This is a genomic window from Leptolyngbya sp. BC1307 (genome assembly GCF_002286735.1).
Classification (GTDB): Bacteria; Cyanobacteriota; Cyanobacteriia; order Phormidesmidales; family Phormidesmidaceae; genus Phormidesmis.
In genome coordinates this window covers 29,000-47,759 of sequence record NZ_NRTA01000034.1, presented here as the reverse complement: position 1 = coordinate 47,759, position 18,760 = coordinate 29,000, and the positions used below count along the sequence as shown (strand labels likewise).

The following is an 18,760-nucleotide window of genomic DNA, read 5'->3' as shown; positions in this document are numbered from 1 at the left end:
AGGGTCTCGTTAATTCTCTCTTCCAAATTATTCGCTTTTCTAGGTGCTACTCCTCGCCTCCGGTAGTAACCGCCGTGGCGGTCGCTCCCTTCAGCGCTCAACTAATATAGCGACCTTTTGATGAATGTGTCAACTGATTTGAAGAAAGTTTTTTAGGATCGCTGAATTCCTTTCTCTGCGTGCAATCTAGCGATTCAACTAGCTCCCTATTGGGCTGATAAGTCTGGTTTGGGCTCTTTTTTCTTGGGAAAAAGTTTTTGGGCACAGCTGGGCTGCTCAAGGCAAAAAGTTTGTATTGCCCTATACGAAACGGTTGTGAGGCATCTGGCTCTATGCTGGTGCGTAGCAATTATTTTTTTAGTAGAGATATGCTGCCGAGCTGGATAGTTTTAGATGGGCTGCTGACGGGTTGGTTGCAGGAGGATATTGGTCGAGGCGATCGCACTACGCTGGGTCTAGCCGATTTAGGTAAGCAGGGAGGCAAGGCTTACTGGGTAGCCAAAGAGGACGGGATCATCGCTGGCCTACCTGTCGCCAAACGGATTTTTTACTTATTAGATACAGCAGTAGGGTTTAGAGCAGAGGTTAGGGAGGGAGAACCGGTTACCCAGGGCACAGTGATTGCTGAGATCGAGGGCCGGCTCGATACGCTGCTAACCGGAGAGCGAGTGGCGCTAAATCTTGCTATGCGGCTCAGTGGGATCGCAACGATGACCCAGCAGTACGCCGAGGTGATTGCCGACTTGCCCACGCGGCTGGTCGATACCCGAAAGACGACGCCCGGGCTAAGGATATTAGAAAAGTACGCGGCCCTTATGGGTGGCGCGCAGAACCATCGAATGGGGCTGGACGATGGAGTGATGATTAAAGACAATCACATCGCTGCAGCCGGCGGAATTGCACAGGCAATTGACCGCATTAGAGAGCGAATGCCTTATCCGGTGACGATAGAGGTGGAGACGGAAAGCTTGGAGCAAGTGGCTGAGGCGATCGCTCACCAGGCGGACATCATCATGCTAGATAATATGTCTCTTGACCTAATGAGAACAGCCGTCAAAAAAATCCGAGCAGCGCATCAGCGAATTAAAATTGAGGCTTCGGGGAATATCAGTCTGGAGACGATTCGAGCCGTGGCTGAGACCGGTGTGGACTATATTTCGAGCAGTGCGCCCATCACGCGATCGCCCTGGCTAGACCTGAGTATGAGAATGCGTTTGTAGCGACCGAAATTTCGGTCTAACGCCATAGCCGCAGTCGCCGAGTCTTAAGTTAATTTACGAAACGGGACGACTAACCGGATTAAGCAATTGAACTAGGCTTAATCCATTGTTTTTTTGGGAATGTGCTTATGAACGATCAACCTGGAGTCGCCAGGCTCGATATGCTCGATACTGACTATGCCAGGATGGTGGCCGGAGAGCCCATTCCCCAAGAGCGCAGAGAACGGTTAGAGGCGGCTGACGCTCATACGTTTGGCCGGTTAGAAAAGCAGATCAGTCGCTATCGATACGGGCAGCTGGGTCAAGAAGGCAAAGACGACATTTTGTGTGATATCGGCCTCACCGCCGACCTGCTCACCCGATCTGATATGGAAGAGATTCATCAGCGCGTCCGCGAGACCGGGCGGTTCTACCTGACGGCGAGTGAGCGTCAGCAGATTATTAACTGGGTTAAAGACGAATTGGCCATTGATTTGACGAGGCCCATTAGCTAGGTCGCCCGTTATCCGACCTGCTTATCTAAAATAGAAATAGAGGATATAGAAGAAGCCTACATAGAGGCACTGAAGTTCAGAGAAGTTTGGTCTCAAAGTCCCTTTACGCGGGTAGAAAAATGGCTACTGTTTCATCTGTAAGCTTGCCAGGACTGATTGAAGGTTTGCCGAATATCTGTGGATGGGAAGGGGAAATCGAGGCGGCGATCGCCTCTCGGCGTCCGGTCTTTTTACCCCAGACGAACTTACGGTTGGCGGATGTGTCGGCAGGGTTTGCTGTCGCCTTGCATATGCATCAGCCAACCATCCCAGCAGGCCAAAACGGAGAGCTGATCAATAACTTGCAGCACATGTTTGAGCATCCCTATGAGGGGGATAATCACAATGCCGGGCCGTTTGCCTACTGCTATAGCCGGATGGGCGACTTTATTCCTGAGCTAGTAGACCAGGGCTACAACCCTAGAGTCATGTTGGACTACGCAGGCACGCTGCTGTGGGGTCTGCAGCAAATGGGCCGAGTGGACATTCTAGACAAGCTGCGAAGCATGACTTGCGACCCGAAGTACCAGCCCTATGTAGAGTGGCTAGGCACCTTTTGGGGACACGGCGTCGCTGCTTCGGTACCGCTACCAGATATAAAGTTGCATATACAAGCCTGGCAGCATCACTTCGCTGCCATCTTTGGTATAGAAGCTCTGCAGCGAGTGCGTGGGTTCTCGCCGCCAGAGATGCAGTTGCCGAATCATCCAGAAACTCTGTATGTCTTGGTGAAGGCGCTGAAGGCGTGTGGCTATCAGTGGATGATGGTGCAAGAGCACACGGTGGAAGCGATCAGCGGCGAGGGAATTAAGCACCCGCATCTGCCGCACCGGCTAGTAGCGCGCAGCTCGTCAGGTGAAGTTGCTGAAATTGCCGTGCTGATCAAAACTCAGGGCTCGGATACAAAATTGGTAGGGCAAATGCAGCCTTACTATGAAGCCAAAACGCTGTCGCCTGTGACCCTGGGCGGGCAGCAAATTCCGCCTTTGGTCACCCAGATTGCCGATGGGGAAAATGGCGGCGTCATGATGAATGAGTTTCCGAGCGCGTTTAAGCGGGCCTGGCATGAGATGGGCGGAAGCAGGCAAGGGGTGGTAGCCTTCAACGGCACAGAATACCTGGAGCTATTGGCAGATGCTGGGGTTACCTTGGCAGACTTTCCCAGTTGCCAGGCGGTCGGACAGGCGCGGCTGTGGGCACAGATTGAAGGCGAACCCACCGCTGAAAAGGTAGCAGCGGCGATCGCCCAGGCACCCGATGGCCTAACGATGACCGGTGGCTCTTGGACCAATGACCGCAGCTGGGTAGAGGGCTATAGCAATGTACTGGAGCCGATGGAAAACTTGAGCTATCGGTTTCACAGCGCGGTAGAGACTGTTCAAGCCTCCGACCTGAAGCAGCAGCACCGATATCGCAATGCCCTGCTGCACAATCTGCTGCTGCAGACTAGCTGCTTTCGCTACTGGGGGCAGGGAGAGTGGACAGACTACGCCAGAGAAATTTACCGGCGCGGGCTGATGATTTTGGACAGTGATTTTTGAGCGGCTCACTCTTTTAATCGCTTTTTAATCGCTGCTGTTTGATTGTTTGGGCAGCGATCGCCTACTGATCGGCAATCTGATCGACTGCAATTTGCACAAAGCTATTGGCCACATCGAAGCTGTCTTCGTGAGCAGCAAAAATGACGACCAAACTCTGACTGGCCTGACCGTAAGGATTGGGATAGCAAAGGATGCGAAAAGAGCCGTCGCCGAAATAGCCCGTACGATCAATCCGGCCTCGCTCTACGGTGACCTCTAAAGTGCCAACAAAGGCATCTGTACGTGAGAGGCAGGTGCGGACACCGCCATTGACGATACCGTCTCCGCTAGCGATTTCGGGTGTAGCCAGGGCAGCGGTCATCGTCGAGCCCCAGGTCAACAGCAAAGCAGACAGAAAATGGGCAGCTTTCATAAGGGCAAAGAAACTTTTATAGCCGCAAGTGTAGGTATATGAGCTTGCTTGCGGCTACTTACCTTGTTCCGGTTTGTGAAGAGTCATAGAAGGGCCAATACCGTCATGCGCTCAGTTGCCAGCTCACGCTTAGGATCGATGACGCCGTAACGCTTGCGGCTCGATGATGTGGAACATCACCCGTTGCCGCCTGGAGATTGACTATGACACACTCTAACCCCAGAAAGGAATACGGAGACTGGATTGCCTACTTTGCCCGATTCGGATACGCAGCCAAAGGCGTACTTTACGGCGGCATCGGACTTTTGGCATTGCTACAGGCATTGGACCTCAGCTCGGGCAAAACCGTTGGCTCGAAAGGCGTCTTGCTAACAATTGCCAGTCAGCCCTATGGCAAGGTAATGTTAGTTATCTTGGCTATTAGCTTGATGGGGTATGTATTGTGGCACTTCATTCAGGCATTTGTAGATCCTGAACACAGCGGTCACGATGCCCAAAACATTGCCCGCCGGATTGGCTATGCCGTGAGCGGACTGGTCTACGCCAGTGTTGCCTTTAGCGCCGTTGGCATTCTGAGATCCTCATCGTCAGAGGACGGAAAAACGGCTCAGGAGTGGGCACTGACGATAATGCAGCAGCCATTCGGACGCTGGCTGGTCGGCGCGGGCGGACTGCTAGCCTTTGGCCTGGGTTGCTACTACTTTTATCGAGCGATTAAAGCCGAGTTTCGTAAGCATATGAAAATGTACGAGATGAGCGATACGGCTAAAACTTGGGCAACGATTGTAGGCCGAGTAGGTAACGCTGCGAGAGGCGTTATCTACATTGTCATCAGCGTTTTTACGCTCCGAGCTGCCTGGGCGTTTGACCCTTCAAAAATTAAGACAACAGAGGGAGCCTTGGCAGTTTTTGATAACAATCCGGCGGATGAGTGGATTTTGAGTATTTTGGGGATAGGGTTTATCGCCTACGGTATTCACATGGGATTTCAGGCGGTTTATCGCCGGATTCAGCCAGAGAATTAGGTCAGAAAATTAGCAGATATGGCTAGCTCTAATCCCTCTCCCAAACCTTATGAACGCTGGCTTGAGTACTATGCCCGCTTCGGTTACGCTGCCAAGGGGATTCTTTACGGGAGCACGGGCGTGCTGGCGATCCTGGCAGCGCTCGATTTCAACCAGAATGAAACGGTAGTGGGATCGACGGGAGCATTGAGAAGCATTGCCAACCAGCCTTTTGGGCGGGTATTGGCAATCGTCATCGCGGCTAGCCTGATGGGTTACGTCGTGTGGCGCTTTCTGCAAGCATTTTTAGATCCTGAGCACAGTGGCTGCGATGCCTCAGATATTGTGCGCCGAATTGGCTATGGCTGTAGCGGCGTTGTGTATGCCAGTATCGCTTACAGTATCGTGGACATTTTGAGCGAACCTGTAGACGATGATGATAGATCGGCTGAGGAATGGGTTTTCATCATCATGAGGCAGCCGTTTGGCAGGTGGTTAATCGGGGCTGCGGGTTTTGTCTTCTTTTGTATTGGCTGCTATTACTTTTACCGGGCAGTCAAAGCGGAGTTTCGTAAACGCTTCAAGCTACACAAGATGACCGATGTTGCTAAGCGCTGGGCGTTTATTGTAGGCCGGGTGGGTATTGCTGCGCGCGGTGTTGTATATACAGTGATTGGCATTTTTGCGATGAGAGCGGCCTGGCTATTTGATGCGGATGAGATTAAAACGACCGAGCAGGCACTGGCGGTTTTCAATAACAATCCGGCGAACGAAACAGTGCTCTTAACGTTGGGAGTTGGCTTTGTAGCGTATGGCATTCACATGGGATTTCAGGCGAAATATCGCAGTATCGATCCGATGTAGGAGCCAGATACCTCGACTGTATGAGGTTTTATGGGTGTCGCTTAGCGTTTCTAGCGATGCGATCGCTCTTTTCCAGCGCCAGGATCACCGTAGCTAGCCAGAGCGCACCGACGATTAGGCCGACGATGATGTCGCTAGGCCAGTGAGCCCCCAGCGTAATGCGGGCAGTGGCAATCAACCCAATCCAAACTGTGCCAAAGGCGATCGCGATCAGCCTTTCTAGCCAGTTGCGAGACGTGCGAAACCACAGGTAAAAGATCAGGCCGTACATAGTTGTAACAACAACGACATGACCTGAGGGGAAAGAGTGCAAGCCGGGAGCCGCGATACCATTCGCAATCAGCTCAGGGCGATCGCGGCTCCACATTCCCCAGCTAATCCACACCAGCGCGAACTGGCCGATGTAGGTGACAACTGCAGTCGCGGCAATAATCGGCTGACGAAACCAGGCTGTTAGGGCGGTGAGTATCAGGAAGATAGGCAGCATTCCAATCGTATTACCGGGAGATTCCCAGGTGATGCTGCGAGGGAACGAAAGGGGGGAGCGGCTTTCCAAAATGAGAAGCCATTTCTCATCCCAGGCTTGCAGCCAGGTATTTTCCCAACCCATTGCTAAGCAGGTCATCAAATAGGTCAATAGGGCACAAATGCCGAGTCCAACGGCAAGCGTTTTCCACCAGCGAGACCAGGCGGCAGGTGGGAGCGAGCAGCTTTCGTGCCAAAACCGGTGGGCGATCGCTTTAACGCCAGCCGGAACTGCTGTCTTGGACTTACGCACCATTTACCTTGCCTACCGCAGATAACTCAAGCAGTTCCAGCATGTAGGAACTTAGATCCTGCTGGCATCTGCCTAGCGGTAGGCAGCACTAAATTCAGGCGAGCGTCATATTGATGCGGCTCAAGAAGTTTTGTAGCCGCTCACTGCGGGGATCGGCCAATACCTCACGAGGATCGCCCTCTTCTTCTACCTGACCTTTGTTTAAGAACATAACCCGACTGGCAACTTCACGGGCGAACTGCATTTCGTGAGTCACCACAACCATAGTCATGCCCTCTTGGGCGAGCTGCTGCATCACTTGCAAAACTTCACCGACTAACTCAGGATCAAGGGCGCTGGTCGGTTCGTCAAATAGCAGAATTTCTGGCTTCATGCAGAGGGCGCGGGCGATCGCTACCCGTTGCTTTTGACCGCCTGAAAGCTGATCAGGGTAGGCATGGGACTTTTCACTGAGTCCTACCTTATTGAGATAAAAGCTAGCCGTTTCTTTGCTCTCCTGTTTGGATTGGCCTAGCACCTTTTGCGGAGCGAGACAGAGATTTTTCAGTACAGACAGGTGAGGAAACAGGTTGAACTGCTGAAAGACCATCCCCACATTGGCTCGCAGCTCTAGCAGGCGGCGGCGACTGAGTTCAGCTACAGACAGATCGATGTCGTTGACAATAAGCTGACCACCGCTGATCGATTCTAAGCGATTGAAGCAGCGCAGCAGCGTACTTTTACCACAGCCTGACGAGCCGATGATGGCAACGACCTCACCCCGGTCAATTTGACAGTCAATGCCTCGCAGCACGGAAAGATCGCCGAACTTTTTCGTCAAATGATTACTGACAATCGCTGGGGTAGGCATGGGGCTTCGGGAAAAAGTAACGACTTTAAGATTTATAGAAGGGTATCACTTCAGCTTCTATAGCGCTGCTCGCACAGTGAGATAGTGAGGCAGCGAGATTGTCATTTTTACGAGGGTCGCAGAAAAAGCAGCCAGTTGGCTACGGCTATTTTGTAAAGTATCATCTATCACTTTTCTGGCGCACAGGAGCCCGATAATAGATGCTAACGAGTGAAAACTATTGGTGTGAGGCCATTTGTGATGAAATTGACGCGCTCTGCTTTTTTGAGAAATGCGGCTGTCGGACTTTGCGCAGCGGGGCTGCTGGCAGCCTGTGGCGGCAGCTCGGGTGAGAAGATACGCTGTCGGTGGGGACAGAGCCGGGATTTCCGCCCTTTGAGTCGATGAGTGGCAGCGGTGAACTAGAAGGCTTTGATATTGACCTGATGAATGCGATTGGGGAAAAAGCCGGTAAGACAATTGAATTCGAGAGTCTGCCGTTTGACGGGCTGATTGCAGCGCTACAGGGTGGCTCAATTGACGCGGCGATCAGCGGCATGACGATCACAGACGAGCGGAAAGAGACTGTTGATTTTTCCGATCCTTACTTTAAGGCGGGACTAGCGATCGCCGTACAGAAAAGCACCACAGATATTCAGACCCTCGATGACTTAGCGGGCAAAAGGATCGCTGTGCAAATTGGCACGACCGGAGCCGATGCCGCCAATAGCGTGCCCGATGCTGAGGTGACAACCTTTGACTCCGCGCCTTTAGCGCTGCAAGAGCTAGCCAATGGCAACGTCGATGCGGTGATTAACGATGCGCCTGCAACTTTGGATGCGATCGCTACTGGCAACATTCCCGACATTGAAGTGGTCGGCGAACTCCTCACTGAAGAATTTTATGGCATTGCAATGCCGCAAGAATCCGGCAACCTGGAAGCCATCAATACAGCGCTCGCCGAAGTAAAAGCAGATGGCACCTACGCAGAGCTTTACCAAAAATGGTTCAACGCTGAGCCACCGGCTGACATGGTCAACTAAGTAACTTACTAACCGCCAAGTAACCGTCAGCTAATCGAAACGCTTTTTCTGCCTGCCCTCTTTAAACTGGAGCTTTCATTTTGGACGAGTCACTCGGCGTTGTCATCAATGCGCTGCCTGCTTTGCTAATGGGAGCCCGAGTTACCCTGCAGCTTACCGCTGTGGCCGTCGCCTTTGGCTCTGTCGGTGGCGTTGCGCTGGGTGTGGCAAGGCTTTCAAAAATTTGGCTGCTGAGGTTGATTGCCAGAATTTACGTCGATTTCTTTAGAGGGACACCGCTGCTAGTGCAGCTTTTCGTCATCTATTTTGGCATCCCGTCTTTGCTGGGCTCTATTGGGCTTGACTTCAGCTTCAGTCGGTGGGGCGCAGCGATTCTGGGGCTAAGTCTAAACTCAGCCGCTTACCTGGCAGAGATTGTTCGAGCGGGCATCCAGTCGATTGAGGTCGGCCAAAAAGAAGCGTCAGAGTCTCTCGGCTTAGGGTCAATGCAGACGATGCGCTATATTATTTTTCCGCAAGCTTTGCGCCGCATGGTTCCGCCTTTGGGCAATGAGTTTATCATTTTGCTCAAAGATACGAGCTTAGTAGCATTCATCGGCTATCAGGAGCTGTTTCGACAGGGTCAGCTCATTGCCGCCAGAAACTTTCGGGCCTTTGAGATTTATATCACGGTTGCCCTGATCTATCTGGCGCTGACAATCATCTCTTCTCAAGCCTTTTCCTGGCTAGAGCGCAGACTGAATCCGACTACGAAGTGAGTTAGTTTATGAACAGTCGTGATGCCAGGTCTTCTAAACGCTAGCTTTCCTGATGCCACAGAGTTTTCCAAAGATCAAAATTATTGCAGTCGGCAAGGTTAAAAAACCTTGGATCAAAGACGGTATTGCCCTATACGCAAAACGTCTGCCCGAGGTGGAAATCATTGAAATTAAAGACAGCGGCAAAGAGAAAGAAGCTGACAAGCTAGAGAGCCTGATCACCGCGCAAGATCGGCTGGCTGTCATGGCGGAATACGGCAAGATGCGCGATTCTGTAGCGTTTGCGCAGTGGCTAGGCAGCGAAGCCTTTGGAACGCTGGTGCTGTTTATTGGGGGGCCGGAAGGGGTGAGCGATCGCCTCAAAACCCACCCAATGATCAGCCTCTCAGCCATGACCTTCCCCCACGAAATCGCCAGGTTGATGTTAGTAGAGCAGCTATACCGGGCAAAAACGATTCTCCAAAAAGGCAGCTATCACAAATGACACAGCAACCAATTCGCCCCTTCAGGTCTTGTGGGTACAAAAACTCCTAAAAACCATGTAAATTGAGAGTTTCTACTTTTGGCACAGTTCGCCTGAATGAAATACTAGGCATTTTCCTTAGCCTCTATTTTTGCTTTTAGCTCAGCTTGAAATGTCCTTCTTTGTTTAGTAACTTCATACAGGACAATACCAGACGATGTTCCTAAATTTAGACTTTCAATAATTCCAAACATGGGAATGTTGACACATAAAGCGCTGTTTTCCAGAGCTAGATTGCTGATTCCAGTACTCTCACTACCAAACCATACGGCCAGTTTCTTGTACTTTGTATAGTCGCCAGCATCGAGCACTACATTGGTTCTTCCTTTAGTGTGCGGGGAGGTGACAATAGATACAAAGCCATTTTTCTCAAGGTGCTGAATGCAGGATTCAGTGTCTTGAAACTTTTTGACGAAGCTCCACTTAATGGCTGAAACTGATGTTTTAGAAAGGGCTGGCCGCTCTCTCATCTCTTGCCAGTCGTCCGGCAGGGAGTTCTTTTGGTCTACGACATATGCTTTCTCAACCCCCAAGGCATTCACATTTCTGATAATTGTGCCGATGTTTTTAATGTCAGTCGGATTTTCGATAACTGCAATCAGATTTTTACACCTAAAATCTTTTATTCTGTCTGCACGCTGCCTGAGAGAAGTTTTTTCTCTAGAGTCTTGCATTGCTTTAGTCCAAAATTGAGGTAAAGAAGTGGCCTAATATTTCGATTTACCTATGTCAGGCAACTCTTCGATACTAACGAGAACTCTCAGCTTCGTCAGGTGCAGTCTGATAGTTATCAGCCATCTGACTTGCAGGCTAGCCTAACAGCAGGTCAAAGACGGGTAAAAAACGTCACTTGATCAAATGTGAACTGAGCTGGTGGAAGAGAAAACCACCTTCCTAAACGCAGTAAATAAATTAATCATTGACTAGCTTAGCTTTCACGATCGCCTGCACTTTACCACCATCGGCCTGACCTTGCAGTCGCTTCATTGCTGGCCCCATCACTTTACCCATATCGCGAGGGCTGCTGGCTCCGGTTTGAGCAATCACCTCATCGACGGCAGCTTCTACTTCCGCGTCAGAGAGCTGAGCGGGTAAATATTCTTCCAGGATGGTGAGTTCCTGGGCTTCTTTGTCAGCGAGATCTGGGCGACCGGCGTCGGTGTACTGGGTAATGGAGTCGCGGCGCTGCTTAGCGAGCTGAGTGAGCACGGCGAGTTCTTCCTCTTCGTTGAGTTCTTCGCGGCCCTTGGCCCGGATTTCGCTTTCCTTTTCGAGAATGACTTTTTTGATGCCGCGCACCGTCTCCAGGCGCAGCTTGTCTTTGGCCTTCATCGCCGTTTTGATTTCGTCAGAGATGTGATCTTTTAATCTCATGGGTGTAGCGTCCTAGAAAGGTCAGTAATCGAAAAAAAGGAGGACTCGCCGGTGACGCGCCCTCCTTTCTAAAAGCTGAAAGTCAATGCGCCAGGATCAATACTCAGGCACTGAGGGATCAATTTCGCGGCTCCAGGCGAGAATGCCGCCTTTGACATTGGTGCCTTGAATGCCTGCTTCTTTGAGAATGGCGAGGGCTTTAGCAGAACGGCCTCCCATTTTGCAGTGAGCAACGAGCTTATGGCCGTTGAGCATACCCTGAAGCTTGAGAACGCCGTCACCGTTTTCAATTTCACCGAGGGGGATTAGCGTAGAACCGGGAATTTTAGCAATTTCGTACTCGTTGGGATTGCGCACGTCCAGCAGGAAGTAGTCGTCTTTGTCGCTGTCGAGCAGTTCTTTAAGTTCGCTGACAGACATTTCAGGCATATTCGCAGCCTGCTTCGCTTCTTCTTCAGCCGCTTGAGGAATGCCGCAGAACTGTTCGTAGTCGATCAGCTTGTCGATCACTACGCGATGTTCCTCGGGCGGTCGGCGCAGCTTCAGCTCCCTAAAGCTCATGTCTAAAGAGTTATATACCAGCAGGCGACCGCTGAGGGTTTTGCCCTTGCCCAAGATGATTTTGATCGTTTCAGTGGCCTGAATCACGCCAATCATGCCGGGGAGAATGCCCAGCACACCGCCTTCTGCGCAGGAGGGCACCAGTCCCGGCGGCGGCGGCTCAGGGTACAGGTCGCGGTAGTTTGGCCCTTCTTCGTAGTTAAAGACGGTCGCCTGCCCTTCAAAGCGATAGATAGAACCGTATACGTTCGGTTTATTCAACAAAACGCAGGCGTCGTTGACCAGGTAGCGAGTTGGGAAGTTATCAGTCCCATCGACGACGATGTCATAGGGCTCAAAGATCTCCAGGGCGTTGTCAGAAGAGAGCCGGACTTCGTGAAGATCAACCTGACAGTACGGGTTGATCTCGAGGATGCGGGCCTTTGCAGACTCGATTTTGGGCTTGCCGACCCATGAGGTGCCGTGGATCACCTGTCGCTGAAGGTTGGAGTGATCGACCACGTCAAAATCGACGATGCCGATACGACCGACGCCAGCGGCGGCTAAGTAGAGCAAGAGAGGGGAGCCTAAGCCGCCCGTGCCCACGCAGCAAACGCTGGCGGCTTTAAGCTTTTTTTGGCCTTCGAGGCCGACCTCAGGCAAGATCAGGTGGCGAGAGTAGCGTTCGTACTCGGCCTTGTCGAGTTGAATTTCATCCAGGTTGGGATTCAGCATGGTGTTTGAAAGGATTAAATAAGTGGCTGATTGCAGCTAGCGAGAAAGGCGAAATGAAAAATATTTAAGCCGAAACCGGCATTCGATCCCTGGCAGATGAAGGTGAAATCCTCATCACTTCTGGTTGAAACTGATGAGTTGAGTCTAGCGCCCAGTTTTTAACATCGACGGCTTGGCCGCTGCGAACCGACACAATTACGTAGGCATATTCAGGCCAGGCGAGGGCGCGATCGCACTCCGAAGGCACCGCCTCATGATCAGGGTGAGAGTGATAAACCCCGATGATACTTAGCCCCTGCTCCCGCGCCTGTCGCTGGGTTCGCAGCATGTCTTCAGGGGATATCGAATATCGTCGCCGCTTAGGCTGGGCTGAAGCGGTTGAAGTGTCTTCGGGGAATACCTCTGCTGTCCATTCATTGTCGAGCGGCACTGTTTCTATCAAACGCTTTTGCGATTCGCCTTCCTCATTCTGAAGAAGAATTTTGCCCACTAGCAAACCGCAGCACTCCTCGGGATACACCCGCTCGGCATGGGCTGACATAGCGGCAAGTTGTTGCGCAGAAAGGGCTAAGACCACGGCTTAAAACTAGAACGGCTCGCTTTTTCAAAAACGCCCCTACTAAAGACGTATTATCCAAGACTTTATATATTAGGCCACTGGGCTACGGAGTAACCATGAAATCTTTTAGAAGCTGATCGACGACTTTGTCCATTGCGACGGAGCGGGAGGCTTTGAAGAGGAGGCGATCGCCTGGTCGAATCATCTTTTTCAGGCAACTAGCTAGTGCTGCATGGCTGACAAATTGCTGAGCAGGGACAGGCCCCGCCCCCACTTCCATCGCCTCAGCCTCAGCAGGATCAGCCAAAATCAGGAGCTGATCGACGCCGAGAGCAGCCACCGTTTGACCAATATGTCGATGCAGTTCCACAGAGCGATCTCCAAGTTCTTTCATCGTACCGAGTATTGCAATATGGCGATCGCCCGGCTGGTCAACCAGTAACTGCAGCGCCGCTACCATCGACTCAGCCCCAGCGTTGTAGGTTTCATCTAGCAGTAAAACATCGTTGGGTAACTGATGACGCTGGGCGCGACCGGCAGGCATAGAAACGGTAACCCCCTGGGCGAGCTTGTGCCAGTCAAGGTCTAGGGCTTTGAGGGTAGCGATCGCACTGAGCAAATTCAGCGCATTATGTCGGCCCGGTAGCGGTAGGGGAATGGAGAGGCTATCTACGATGAGACTGTCGCCCGCCATCTGACCGCGCAGATCACCGCCGGTCAGCCCGTACGTAATCTGCTTCCCTGACCACGCTTTGGCTGCCGTCGCCATCAGCCGCGCGTCATCGTAATTAAGCACAGCTACCCTATCGGCAGGCAGCTCTCTGAGTAATTCGCATTTGGCATCGGCGATCGCCTGCCGCGATCCCAGCCGCCCAATATGGGCTGTGCCTACATTGGTAATCAGGGCAACGTCAGGCTGAGCAATCTGAGCGAGCAGCGCAATTTCTCCCGGCCCCCGCATCCCCATTTCTACCACCGCATACTCGTGCTCGGCGCTCAAGCCTAGCAGCGTCTTGGGAACGCCAATTTCATTGTTGTAGTTAGCCTCGGTTTTCAGCACCGGGCCAAATTTACCCAAAGCCGCTGCGACCAGCTCTTTGGTCGTCGTTTTGCCCACAGAGCCTGTAATCGCAACGACGGGCACCGCTCGCTGCTGACGCCACCATTGGCCCAGAGACTGATAGGCCGCTAGCGTATTGTCAACTTCTAATCGAGGTAGGGCAGAAGTTTCAGCAGAGAAAACAGCGCGGCGGGTAACGGCAGCGATCGCCCCACGATCTATCGCCTGCTGTGCGAAATCATGTCCGTTAAAGGTCTCGCCTTCTAATGCTACAAACAGCTCACCTGGCTGCAGCGATCGCGTATCGGTCGCGATTCCAGTCACTGGCCGGTCGCTGGCCATCGCCTCGCAATTGTGAGGAGTCGCCGCTAGCAGCTTTGTCAACGTCCCCAAGGGCGCAGTGAAACCGGTCATCTTCTTACCAAATTTTTAAGCTGATGATACCAAGCTTCACGACGCCTGGAAGATACCTGATCTCCGACGGTCTGAATCGGTGTCGGCAATAGAGGTAGGACAGCAGTGGGCGATCGCCTCGCTCAGTCAGCAAACTGTACGGAAGATCAAACATCAAAAGTTGATAGGGTCATCCGTAAGGCGGGCATATTAGCGGGTAAGAAATATCACTAAAATTTGATGCGATTGCAGACAGGGCCTATCGGGAAACCGCCAAACCTACCCATGCCTCTCGGTCTGCCATCATCAGCCTCTATCAGTGCCTCACCTCACCTGCTGACTCATGACCCTAAATAGCCGTCCCGTCACCAAAAATATTTCCTTCGGCTCAGACATTTCTTCTTCCACCCAGATCGCAGATCGCTACAGCGACAACCTCATGGACGATCTGTTCATCGATGTGGATCAGATCTTAGAAGGCGATCTCAGCAGCGCCGCTGCAGTCTCTAGTCCACAGGCTGATCATCAACAGGGCCGTCAGGCAGCGTTAATCCATTCCTCAGCTCGCACCGTTGCATTACCTACCGACTTTTCACCCCAGAGCGCTGCCGATATCTATCGCGCCACCTTAGCGGCCAGCAGTCACACTGGCGGCGGCAGACCGGTCACCGCTCGGGTAACTGCCCCCAGCGAAACGGCTCCTTCTGCCGAGTCGATAGAGGTCGAGGCTGCGCCGATGCAATCTGCCGTTAGCTTTCTCTATCCCAGCGAGTCGCTGCTAGCGCTACCCGACGATGGCCTTTCGCCTCGCTCTCCGCAAACTCTCCTTCAGCCCCAGCAGCTAAAAAAGCTATCTCTGCCCTTCTTGCTGATGGGAGCCGCCGGTATTTCGCTGGTCAGTGCCCTCGGCCTATGGCTACTGCCAGGCTCTTCTGAACCTGGATGGCTGCTTTCTCTCAATAAAGAAGCGGCAGCGGCAGAGCTACCCGATCACTCAGACCAGGCATTTTTGCAGTATTTAGGACAATCGTTAGAAGTGATTAGCGCACGCGAAAGCAGCGAAAACCAGACAGTCGCTGCCATTCCACCCACTCTATCGCCGACTGCTCCGTCCTCTGAAACAACGGAGAAAACCGGGACGCTGCCTATTTTGCCCAACATCAAGGCACCGGCCAATATCGTTGAGCGCGTGTTTGTGCCGGTTTATGAGACTGGTCAAACCGCTCAGAGCGCCTCTCAATCTGGCGCATCGCTTCCCACTGTGCCGCCATCGCCAACTCGGATTCCGCTGCGGGCGGTGACAGCCCCCTTGGTGCCCCCTGTGCCTAGAGCAACTGCTTTACCTGCGCCAAGACCGGCAGCAACGACAGCCGTCGCACCCACCAATCCCACTAGCGGCGCAGCGGCGGCTGTCACCGACGTTACACCGGCGACTGACCATGTTTTGGTCGGCATCTTAAACCTGGGCGATCGCTCTGCGGCCATGTTCAATATCGATGGCGGCAGCTCACAGCGGGCTTATGTCGGCGATCGCATTGGCCTTTCTAGCTGGACGCTGGTTACCGTCAACGGACAAGATGTGGTGTTGAGGCGTGATGGCGAGGTGCGCTCAATCTATATTGGACAAAGCTTCTAAATCTCGATCTATATTGGACAAAGCTCCTAAATATAGACGACTGCCATGAGCCTATTTGACGATCTCAGCCGTTTTCTAGAAACGCGGTTAGATGAATTTTTGCGGGCCAATCCGCATTTAGAACTGCGTGCGCTAGAAGATCAGCTGCGCGGACAGGAGGAAGATGCACTAGCCCTCCTCGGCAATCTCAAGCGCCGCGAAAAACAGCTAGAAGACAGCATTCTAGAAACAGCTCAAGACATCCAGCAGTGGCACAACCGCATTGCCAAAGCCAAAGCCGCCAACCGTCAAGACTTAGTCGGCCCAGCTCAAGAACGAGAGGCAGCTTTACTGCGTCAGGGCAATCATCTCTGGGGCCAAATGCAGGGCGTTAAAGAGCGCATTGAGCAAACAAAGGAACTGCGGCAGCGGGTGATGACCAAACGAGAGGAAGTCAAAACTAAAATTGCTCAGGCCGCTACCACACCCAAAGCCACCGACTGGGGAACCACCGGCTGGAACCAAAGTCCCTACAGCTTCAATCAGGCCCTTGATCCTCTTGATGAGACCTTTCGCCAGTGGGAAGCCGAGGACGAACTCGACGATCTCAAACGCAAAATGGGCAATTGAGAGAACGCGAGATGGCGAAGCGTAGATCTTCTATTCGTCACGGCCCACATCTACTGCCAGTCACCGGAGACCGCTTCTACAGGTTCGCCGCTTTCAGTGATGACTTCTAACGGCAGGCTCGCGAGTTCGTCTACCCGGTCAAACTGCACGACTTGCATGCCGGTATCAGCCGGTTCGACGGTCATCACGTAGTGATCTTCCTGCCACGCTAAGCCAGTAATACGATGGTTGAGCAGCCAGGTTTCGGCGCGATCGCCCGCATTGATAGCGATCGCCGCTTCCTCTCCATAGCAGTCCCACAAATCATCAGCCACCGTCCACACGCCAGAGAGATTGATCGGCTCTAGGCGAGCACTCAGGCCATAGGTCGTAAAGCTGATCACCTGATGATCCCAGAACTGGTTAACAGCACTCTTCAGCGGATCGCCACTCAGCGCCTCAGCATATCGAGCATCGCCACCCATTTGCTTGGCCTGCTCAGCCTCACTGGGTCGCTGCCATCTGTCTACATTGGCACATACTTCAAAGGGCACCGCTGCAGGCGTTGCTGCGCTTTGCTCAAGACTTTGGGCAACAGTCGCCTCATCAATCGGTGCTTGAGCAACAGCTTCTTGAACAACAGACCTTTGGGAAAGCGTACTGCTGTCAGGCAGCATGACGCTATTGGCTGTTTTACTAGGGCAGCCTGTAATCATGTAAGCACCCAGCATCGTGACGCCTAGCTGCTGTAGCCGCTTAAAATTTTTCTGACTCATTTTTCTTTCTCACCATCACTCAACTTCGACCTAATTTGATCAGCCTTGCAGCTGACCTACCAAACATTGCTCTTCGATTTACAGCTTCACTTTTCTTGGTCAGGGTAGCTTTGGCTGAAGCGAGCTTCTTCGCTGCCTTAAGGGGCTAGCTCTACAGGACGCCAGCTAAATTAACTAGCTCGCAATCTATAGAGCGGTAACAAATGCCTGAAAGGTTTGAAAGATTAGACTCAGCTCAGCGGCTATTAAATCTGCATAGCGCCTATGAACCGGTCTCAAGCAAGGCTCTAATGCCAAGCTATAGCCTTGGCTACTTAGCTCACTACACTTAGCTCACGACATTAGCGATCACTAGAACAGAGTCATGTGCTGAGTACTAAGTGGCTAGCCGTCGTACGTAGGCGTAGCCTTCTCTGCGAGTATGCATCCGACGACGGCTACAATTTCGCTAAACCCAAAAGACAGAAGCGGCCAATCTTTCGAGGATACTGAAGCAAGCTATCAAACCTGTGTAAAACGAGACGCGATTGATGTCGCCTCTACTCTTTTGAAGAGCTATCTTCACACTTTCTAAGTATCGCTTTATAACTACTTAACACAGATTGAATGTGACAGTTGGTATATCTAACGACAACCTGTTATCGGCGACTGCCTTACTCGCTCAGACAAGACAAATAGCCTGGTGCAGCTGGCTTTTTTGAAGCTTCACGTCTAAGAGTCCATTCAAGAACCCACCTGCGAGAGACAAAACGCTACTGACGATCACGGGAACTGATTGCCTTTCATTATCTACAAATTGGCTCTTTTTTCAGTTGTAGATAGGACAGTTTATAAAAAACGTAATAACTGTCTTGGGCACGTAGAAGAAATACGGAGATGCCGACTCATTTAAAGCACAAAGACTGAGCTAAAAGTTATCAGTATTCACAGGTCCTGCATGGGCAACCGCTGATTGGTTGGCTTGGGTGCTAGCCGATTAAAGGAGCGATCGCTGTAGCCGGAACAAATAAGCTCTGCAACCGCTGTAACGTACCGCCGCCATCATAAAATAAGTCGCCCTTCCCCAGCAGATTGGCTGCTGCCCCCTGCCTACCGCCCAATATGATGGCAGAATCGGCATCGCTGGCCGTGCGCAGGGCTACTCTTCCGGGCAAGTTTGAGCGAATCAGCAGCGTAACGACTTTGGCCTCGGGTCTTTGGGTGGCAATGACCAGGTGAATACCGGCGGCGCGGGCCATTGCGCCCAACCGTTGAATATGTTGTTCGAGCGCTTTGGCGGCCTCTTTATCGGCCATGAAGTCGGCATATTCGTCAAAAATGCAGAGAATGCGGGGTAGGGGCTGCGGCGCTTTTTGGTTGTATTGGCGCAGGTCTGAGCAGCGGCGATGCTCGAAGCGCTGATAGCGATTGTCCATCTCAGCGACGAGGCGTTCCATGAGTGCGATCGCGTCTTCTTTGGTTTTCACAATCGGCTCATACAGCCAGCGCATGGTCTCAAATTCGGGGAAGGTGACTCGCTTGGGATCGACCAGAGCGACCTGAAAATGGGCAGGATCGTGGCGGACGATAAGGCTGAGGAGGAGCGATCGCCGGA

At 52.3% G+C, this 18,760-nt stretch carries 17 protein-coding genes and 2 pseudogenes; 9 read left to right on the top strand and 10 right to left on the bottom strand.

The window, feature by feature from the left end:
• Positions 1-368: 368 nt before the first annotated feature.
• The 3 genes from nadC to CKL79_RS16385 all read left to right on the top strand — a co-directional run bounded on the left by nadC (position 369) and on the right by CKL79_RS16385 (position 3,294).
• Positions 369-1,220, top strand: coding sequence for a carboxylating nicotinate-nucleotide diphosphorylase (gene nadC / locus CKL79_RS16395; protein WP_121970662.1), 852 nt, complete (start codon positions 369-371; stop codon positions 1,218-1,220).
• Positions 1,221-1,348: 128 nt separating this feature from the next.
• Complete coding sequence (locus tag CKL79_RS16390; protein WP_121970659.1) at positions 1,349-1,714, top strand: hypothetical protein; 366 nt, start codon at positions 1,349-1,351, stop codon at positions 1,712-1,714.
• A 119-nt stretch (positions 1,715-1,833) separates the two neighbouring features.
• Positions 1,834-3,294, top strand: a complete 1,461-nt coding sequence (locus CKL79_RS16385; RefSeq protein ID WP_121970658.1) for a glycosyl hydrolase family 57 — start codon at positions 1,834-1,836, stop codon at positions 3,292-3,294.
• A gap of 61 nt (positions 3,295-3,355) precedes the next feature.
• On the opposite strand, the gene CKL79_RS16380 is transcribed toward CKL79_RS16385, so the two are convergent.
• Complete coding sequence (locus CKL79_RS16380) at positions 3,356-3,706, bottom strand: hypothetical protein (RefSeq protein ID WP_121970657.1); 351 nt, start codon at positions 3,704-3,706, stop codon at positions 3,356-3,358.
• Between the two features lie 203 nt (positions 3,707-3,909).
• Here CKL79_RS16380 and CKL79_RS16375 point away from each other — a divergent pair, with 203 nt between their 5' ends.
• Complete coding sequence (locus CKL79_RS16375; protein WP_121970656.1) at positions 3,910-4,731, top strand: DUF1206 domain-containing protein; 822 nt, start codon at positions 3,910-3,912, stop codon at positions 4,729-4,731.
• An 18-nt stretch (positions 4,732-4,749) separates the two neighbouring features.
• Entirely contained in the window at positions 4,750-5,574 is an 825-nt protein-coding gene (locus CKL79_RS16370) for a DUF1206 domain-containing protein (protein ID WP_121970655.1), read from the top strand.
• Between the two features lie 28 nt (positions 5,575-5,602).
• On the opposite strand, the gene CKL79_RS16365 is transcribed toward CKL79_RS16370, so the two are convergent.
• The gene (locus CKL79_RS16365; RefSeq protein WP_121970654.1) at positions 5,603-6,355 is read right to left on the bottom strand and encodes a phosphatase PAP2 family protein; all 753 of its coding nucleotides are present in this window, start codon (positions 6,353-6,355) and stop codon (positions 5,603-5,605) included.
• Positions 6,356-6,446: 91 nt separating this feature from the next.
• Positions 6,447-7,202, bottom strand: coding sequence for an amino acid ABC transporter ATP-binding protein (locus CKL79_RS16360; RefSeq protein ID WP_121970653.1), 756 nt, complete (start codon positions 7,200-7,202; stop codon positions 6,447-6,449).
• 341 nt (positions 7,203-7,543) lie between these two features.
• On the opposite strand from CKL79_RS16360, the pseudogene CKL79_RS24400 reads away from it, so the two are divergent.
• Together CKL79_RS24400 and CKL79_RS16345 are read left to right on the top strand one after the other, a co-directional pair.
• Positions 7,544-8,982 (top strand): annotated as a pseudogene (locus CKL79_RS24400) (ABC transporter permease subunit).
• Between the two features lie 52 nt (positions 8,983-9,034).
• Positions 9,035-9,466, top strand: coding sequence for a 23S rRNA (pseudouridine(1915)-N(3))-methyltransferase RlmH (locus CKL79_RS16345; RefSeq protein WP_121970651.1), 432 nt, complete (start codon positions 9,035-9,037; stop codon positions 9,464-9,466).
• Between the two features lie 104 nt (positions 9,467-9,570).
• Here the strand turns inward: CKL79_RS16345 and CKL79_RS16340 are convergent, their stop codons facing one another.
• The 5 genes from CKL79_RS16340 to murF form a co-directional block, all read right to left on the bottom strand.
• Positions 9,571-10,179 (bottom strand): RNA methyltransferase, encoded by a 609-nt coding sequence (locus tag CKL79_RS16340; protein ID WP_121970650.1) that lies wholly within the window; start codon positions 10,177-10,179, stop codon positions 9,571-9,573.
• A gap of 238 nt (positions 10,180-10,417) precedes the next feature.
• Positions 10,418-10,879: a GatB/YqeY domain-containing protein gene (locus CKL79_RS16335; RefSeq protein WP_121970649.1), complete on the bottom strand. Its 462-nt coding sequence runs from the start codon at positions 10,877-10,879 to the stop codon at positions 10,418-10,420.
• Positions 10,880-10,975: 96 nt separating this feature from the next.
• Positions 10,976-12,154, bottom strand: a complete 1,179-nt coding sequence (gene moeB / locus CKL79_RS16330) for a molybdopterin-synthase adenylyltransferase MoeB (protein ID WP_121970648.1) — start codon at positions 12,152-12,154, stop codon at positions 10,976-10,978.
• A gap of 64 nt (positions 12,155-12,218) precedes the next feature.
• A complete protein-coding gene (locus tag CKL79_RS16325) occupies positions 12,219-12,731 on the bottom strand; it encodes a M67 family metallopeptidase (RefSeq protein ID WP_121970647.1) in 513 nt (170 codons plus the stop codon).
• An 85-nt stretch (positions 12,732-12,816) separates the two neighbouring features.
• Positions 12,817-14,187, bottom strand: a complete 1,371-nt coding sequence (gene murF / locus CKL79_RS16320) for a UDP-N-acetylmuramoyl-tripeptide--D-alanyl-D-alanine ligase (protein ID WP_121970646.1) — start codon at positions 14,185-14,187, stop codon at positions 12,817-12,819.
• Between the two features lie 322 nt (positions 14,188-14,509).
• Here murF and CKL79_RS16315 point away from each other — a divergent pair, with 322 nt between their 5' ends.
• Both CKL79_RS16315 and CKL79_RS16310 read left to right on the top strand, forming a co-directional pair.
• Complete coding sequence (locus tag CKL79_RS16315; protein ID WP_121970645.1) at positions 14,510-15,802, top strand: hypothetical protein; 1,293 nt, start codon at positions 14,510-14,512, stop codon at positions 15,800-15,802.
• A 45-nt stretch (positions 15,803-15,847) separates the two neighbouring features.
• A complete protein-coding gene (locus tag CKL79_RS16310) occupies positions 15,848-16,411 on the top strand; it encodes a TIGR04376 family protein (RefSeq protein WP_121970644.1) in 564 nt (187 codons plus the stop codon).
• Between the two features lie 50 nt (positions 16,412-16,461).
• On the opposite strand, the gene CKL79_RS16305 is transcribed toward CKL79_RS16310, so the two are convergent.
• The gene (locus CKL79_RS16305; RefSeq protein ID WP_121970643.1) at positions 16,462-17,166 is read right to left on the bottom strand and encodes a hypothetical protein; all 705 of its coding nucleotides are present in this window, start codon (positions 17,164-17,166) and stop codon (positions 16,462-16,464) included.
• Positions 17,167-18,134: 968 nt separating this feature from the next.
• Positions 18,135-18,755: pseudogene (locus CKL79_RS16300) on the bottom strand (FtsK/SpoIIIE domain-containing protein); the annotation flags it as partial.
• Positions 18,756-18,760: the final 5 nt, after the last annotated feature.

Excerpts from the sequence above, each read along its gene's own strand:
- nadC (WP_121970662.1), top strand. The coding sequence starts at position 369 with ATGCTGCCGAGCTGGATAGTTTTAGATGGGCTGCTGACGGGTTGGTTG.
- CKL79_RS16390 (WP_121970659.1), top strand. The coding sequence starts at position 1,349 with ATGAACGATCAACCTGGAGTCGCCAGGCTCGATATGCTCGATACTGAC.
- CKL79_RS16385 (WP_121970658.1), top strand. The coding sequence starts at position 1,834 with ATGGCTACTGTTTCATCTGTAAGCTTGCCAGGACTGATTGAAGGTTTG.
- CKL79_RS16380 (WP_121970657.1), bottom strand. The coding sequence starts at position 3,706 with ATGAAAGCTGCCCATTTTCTGTCTGCTTTGCTGTTGACCTGGGGCTCG.
- CKL79_RS16375 (WP_121970656.1), top strand. The coding sequence starts at position 3,910 with ATGACACACTCTAACCCCAGAAAGGAATACGGAGACTGGATTGCCTAC.
- CKL79_RS16370 (WP_121970655.1), top strand. The coding sequence starts at position 4,750 with ATGGCTAGCTCTAATCCCTCTCCCAAACCTTATGAACGCTGGCTTGAG.
- CKL79_RS16365 (WP_121970654.1), bottom strand. The coding sequence starts at position 6,355 with ATGGTGCGTAAGTCCAAGACAGCAGTTCCGGCTGGCGTTAAAGCGATC.
- CKL79_RS16360 (WP_121970653.1), bottom strand. The coding sequence starts at position 7,202 with ATGCCTACCCCAGCGATTGTCAGTAATCATTTGACGAAAAAGTTCGGC.
- CKL79_RS16345 (WP_121970651.1), top strand. The coding sequence starts at position 9,035 with ATGCCACAGAGTTTTCCAAAGATCAAAATTATTGCAGTCGGCAAGGTT.
- CKL79_RS16340 (WP_121970650.1), bottom strand. The coding sequence starts at position 10,179 with ATGCAAGACTCTAGAGAAAAAACTTCTCTCAGGCAGCGTGCAGACAGA.
- CKL79_RS16335 (WP_121970649.1), bottom strand. The coding sequence starts at position 10,879 with ATGAGATTAAAAGATCACATCTCTGACGAAATCAAAACGGCGATGAAG.
- moeB (WP_121970648.1), bottom strand. The coding sequence starts at position 12,154 with ATGCTGAATCCCAACCTGGATGAAATTCAACTCGACAAGGCCGAGTAC.
- murF (WP_121970646.1), bottom strand. The coding sequence starts at position 14,187 with ATGACCGGTTTCACTGCGCCCTTGGGGACGTTGACAAAGCTGCTAGCG.
- CKL79_RS16315 (WP_121970645.1), top strand. The coding sequence starts at position 14,510 with ATGACCCTAAATAGCCGTCCCGTCACCAAAAATATTTCCTTCGGCTCA.
- CKL79_RS16310 (WP_121970644.1), top strand. The coding sequence starts at position 15,848 with ATGAGCCTATTTGACGATCTCAGCCGTTTTCTAGAAACGCGGTTAGAT.
- CKL79_RS16305 (WP_121970643.1), bottom strand. The coding sequence starts at position 17,166 with ATGAGTCAGAAAAATTTTAAGCGGCTACAGCAGCTAGGCGTCACGATG.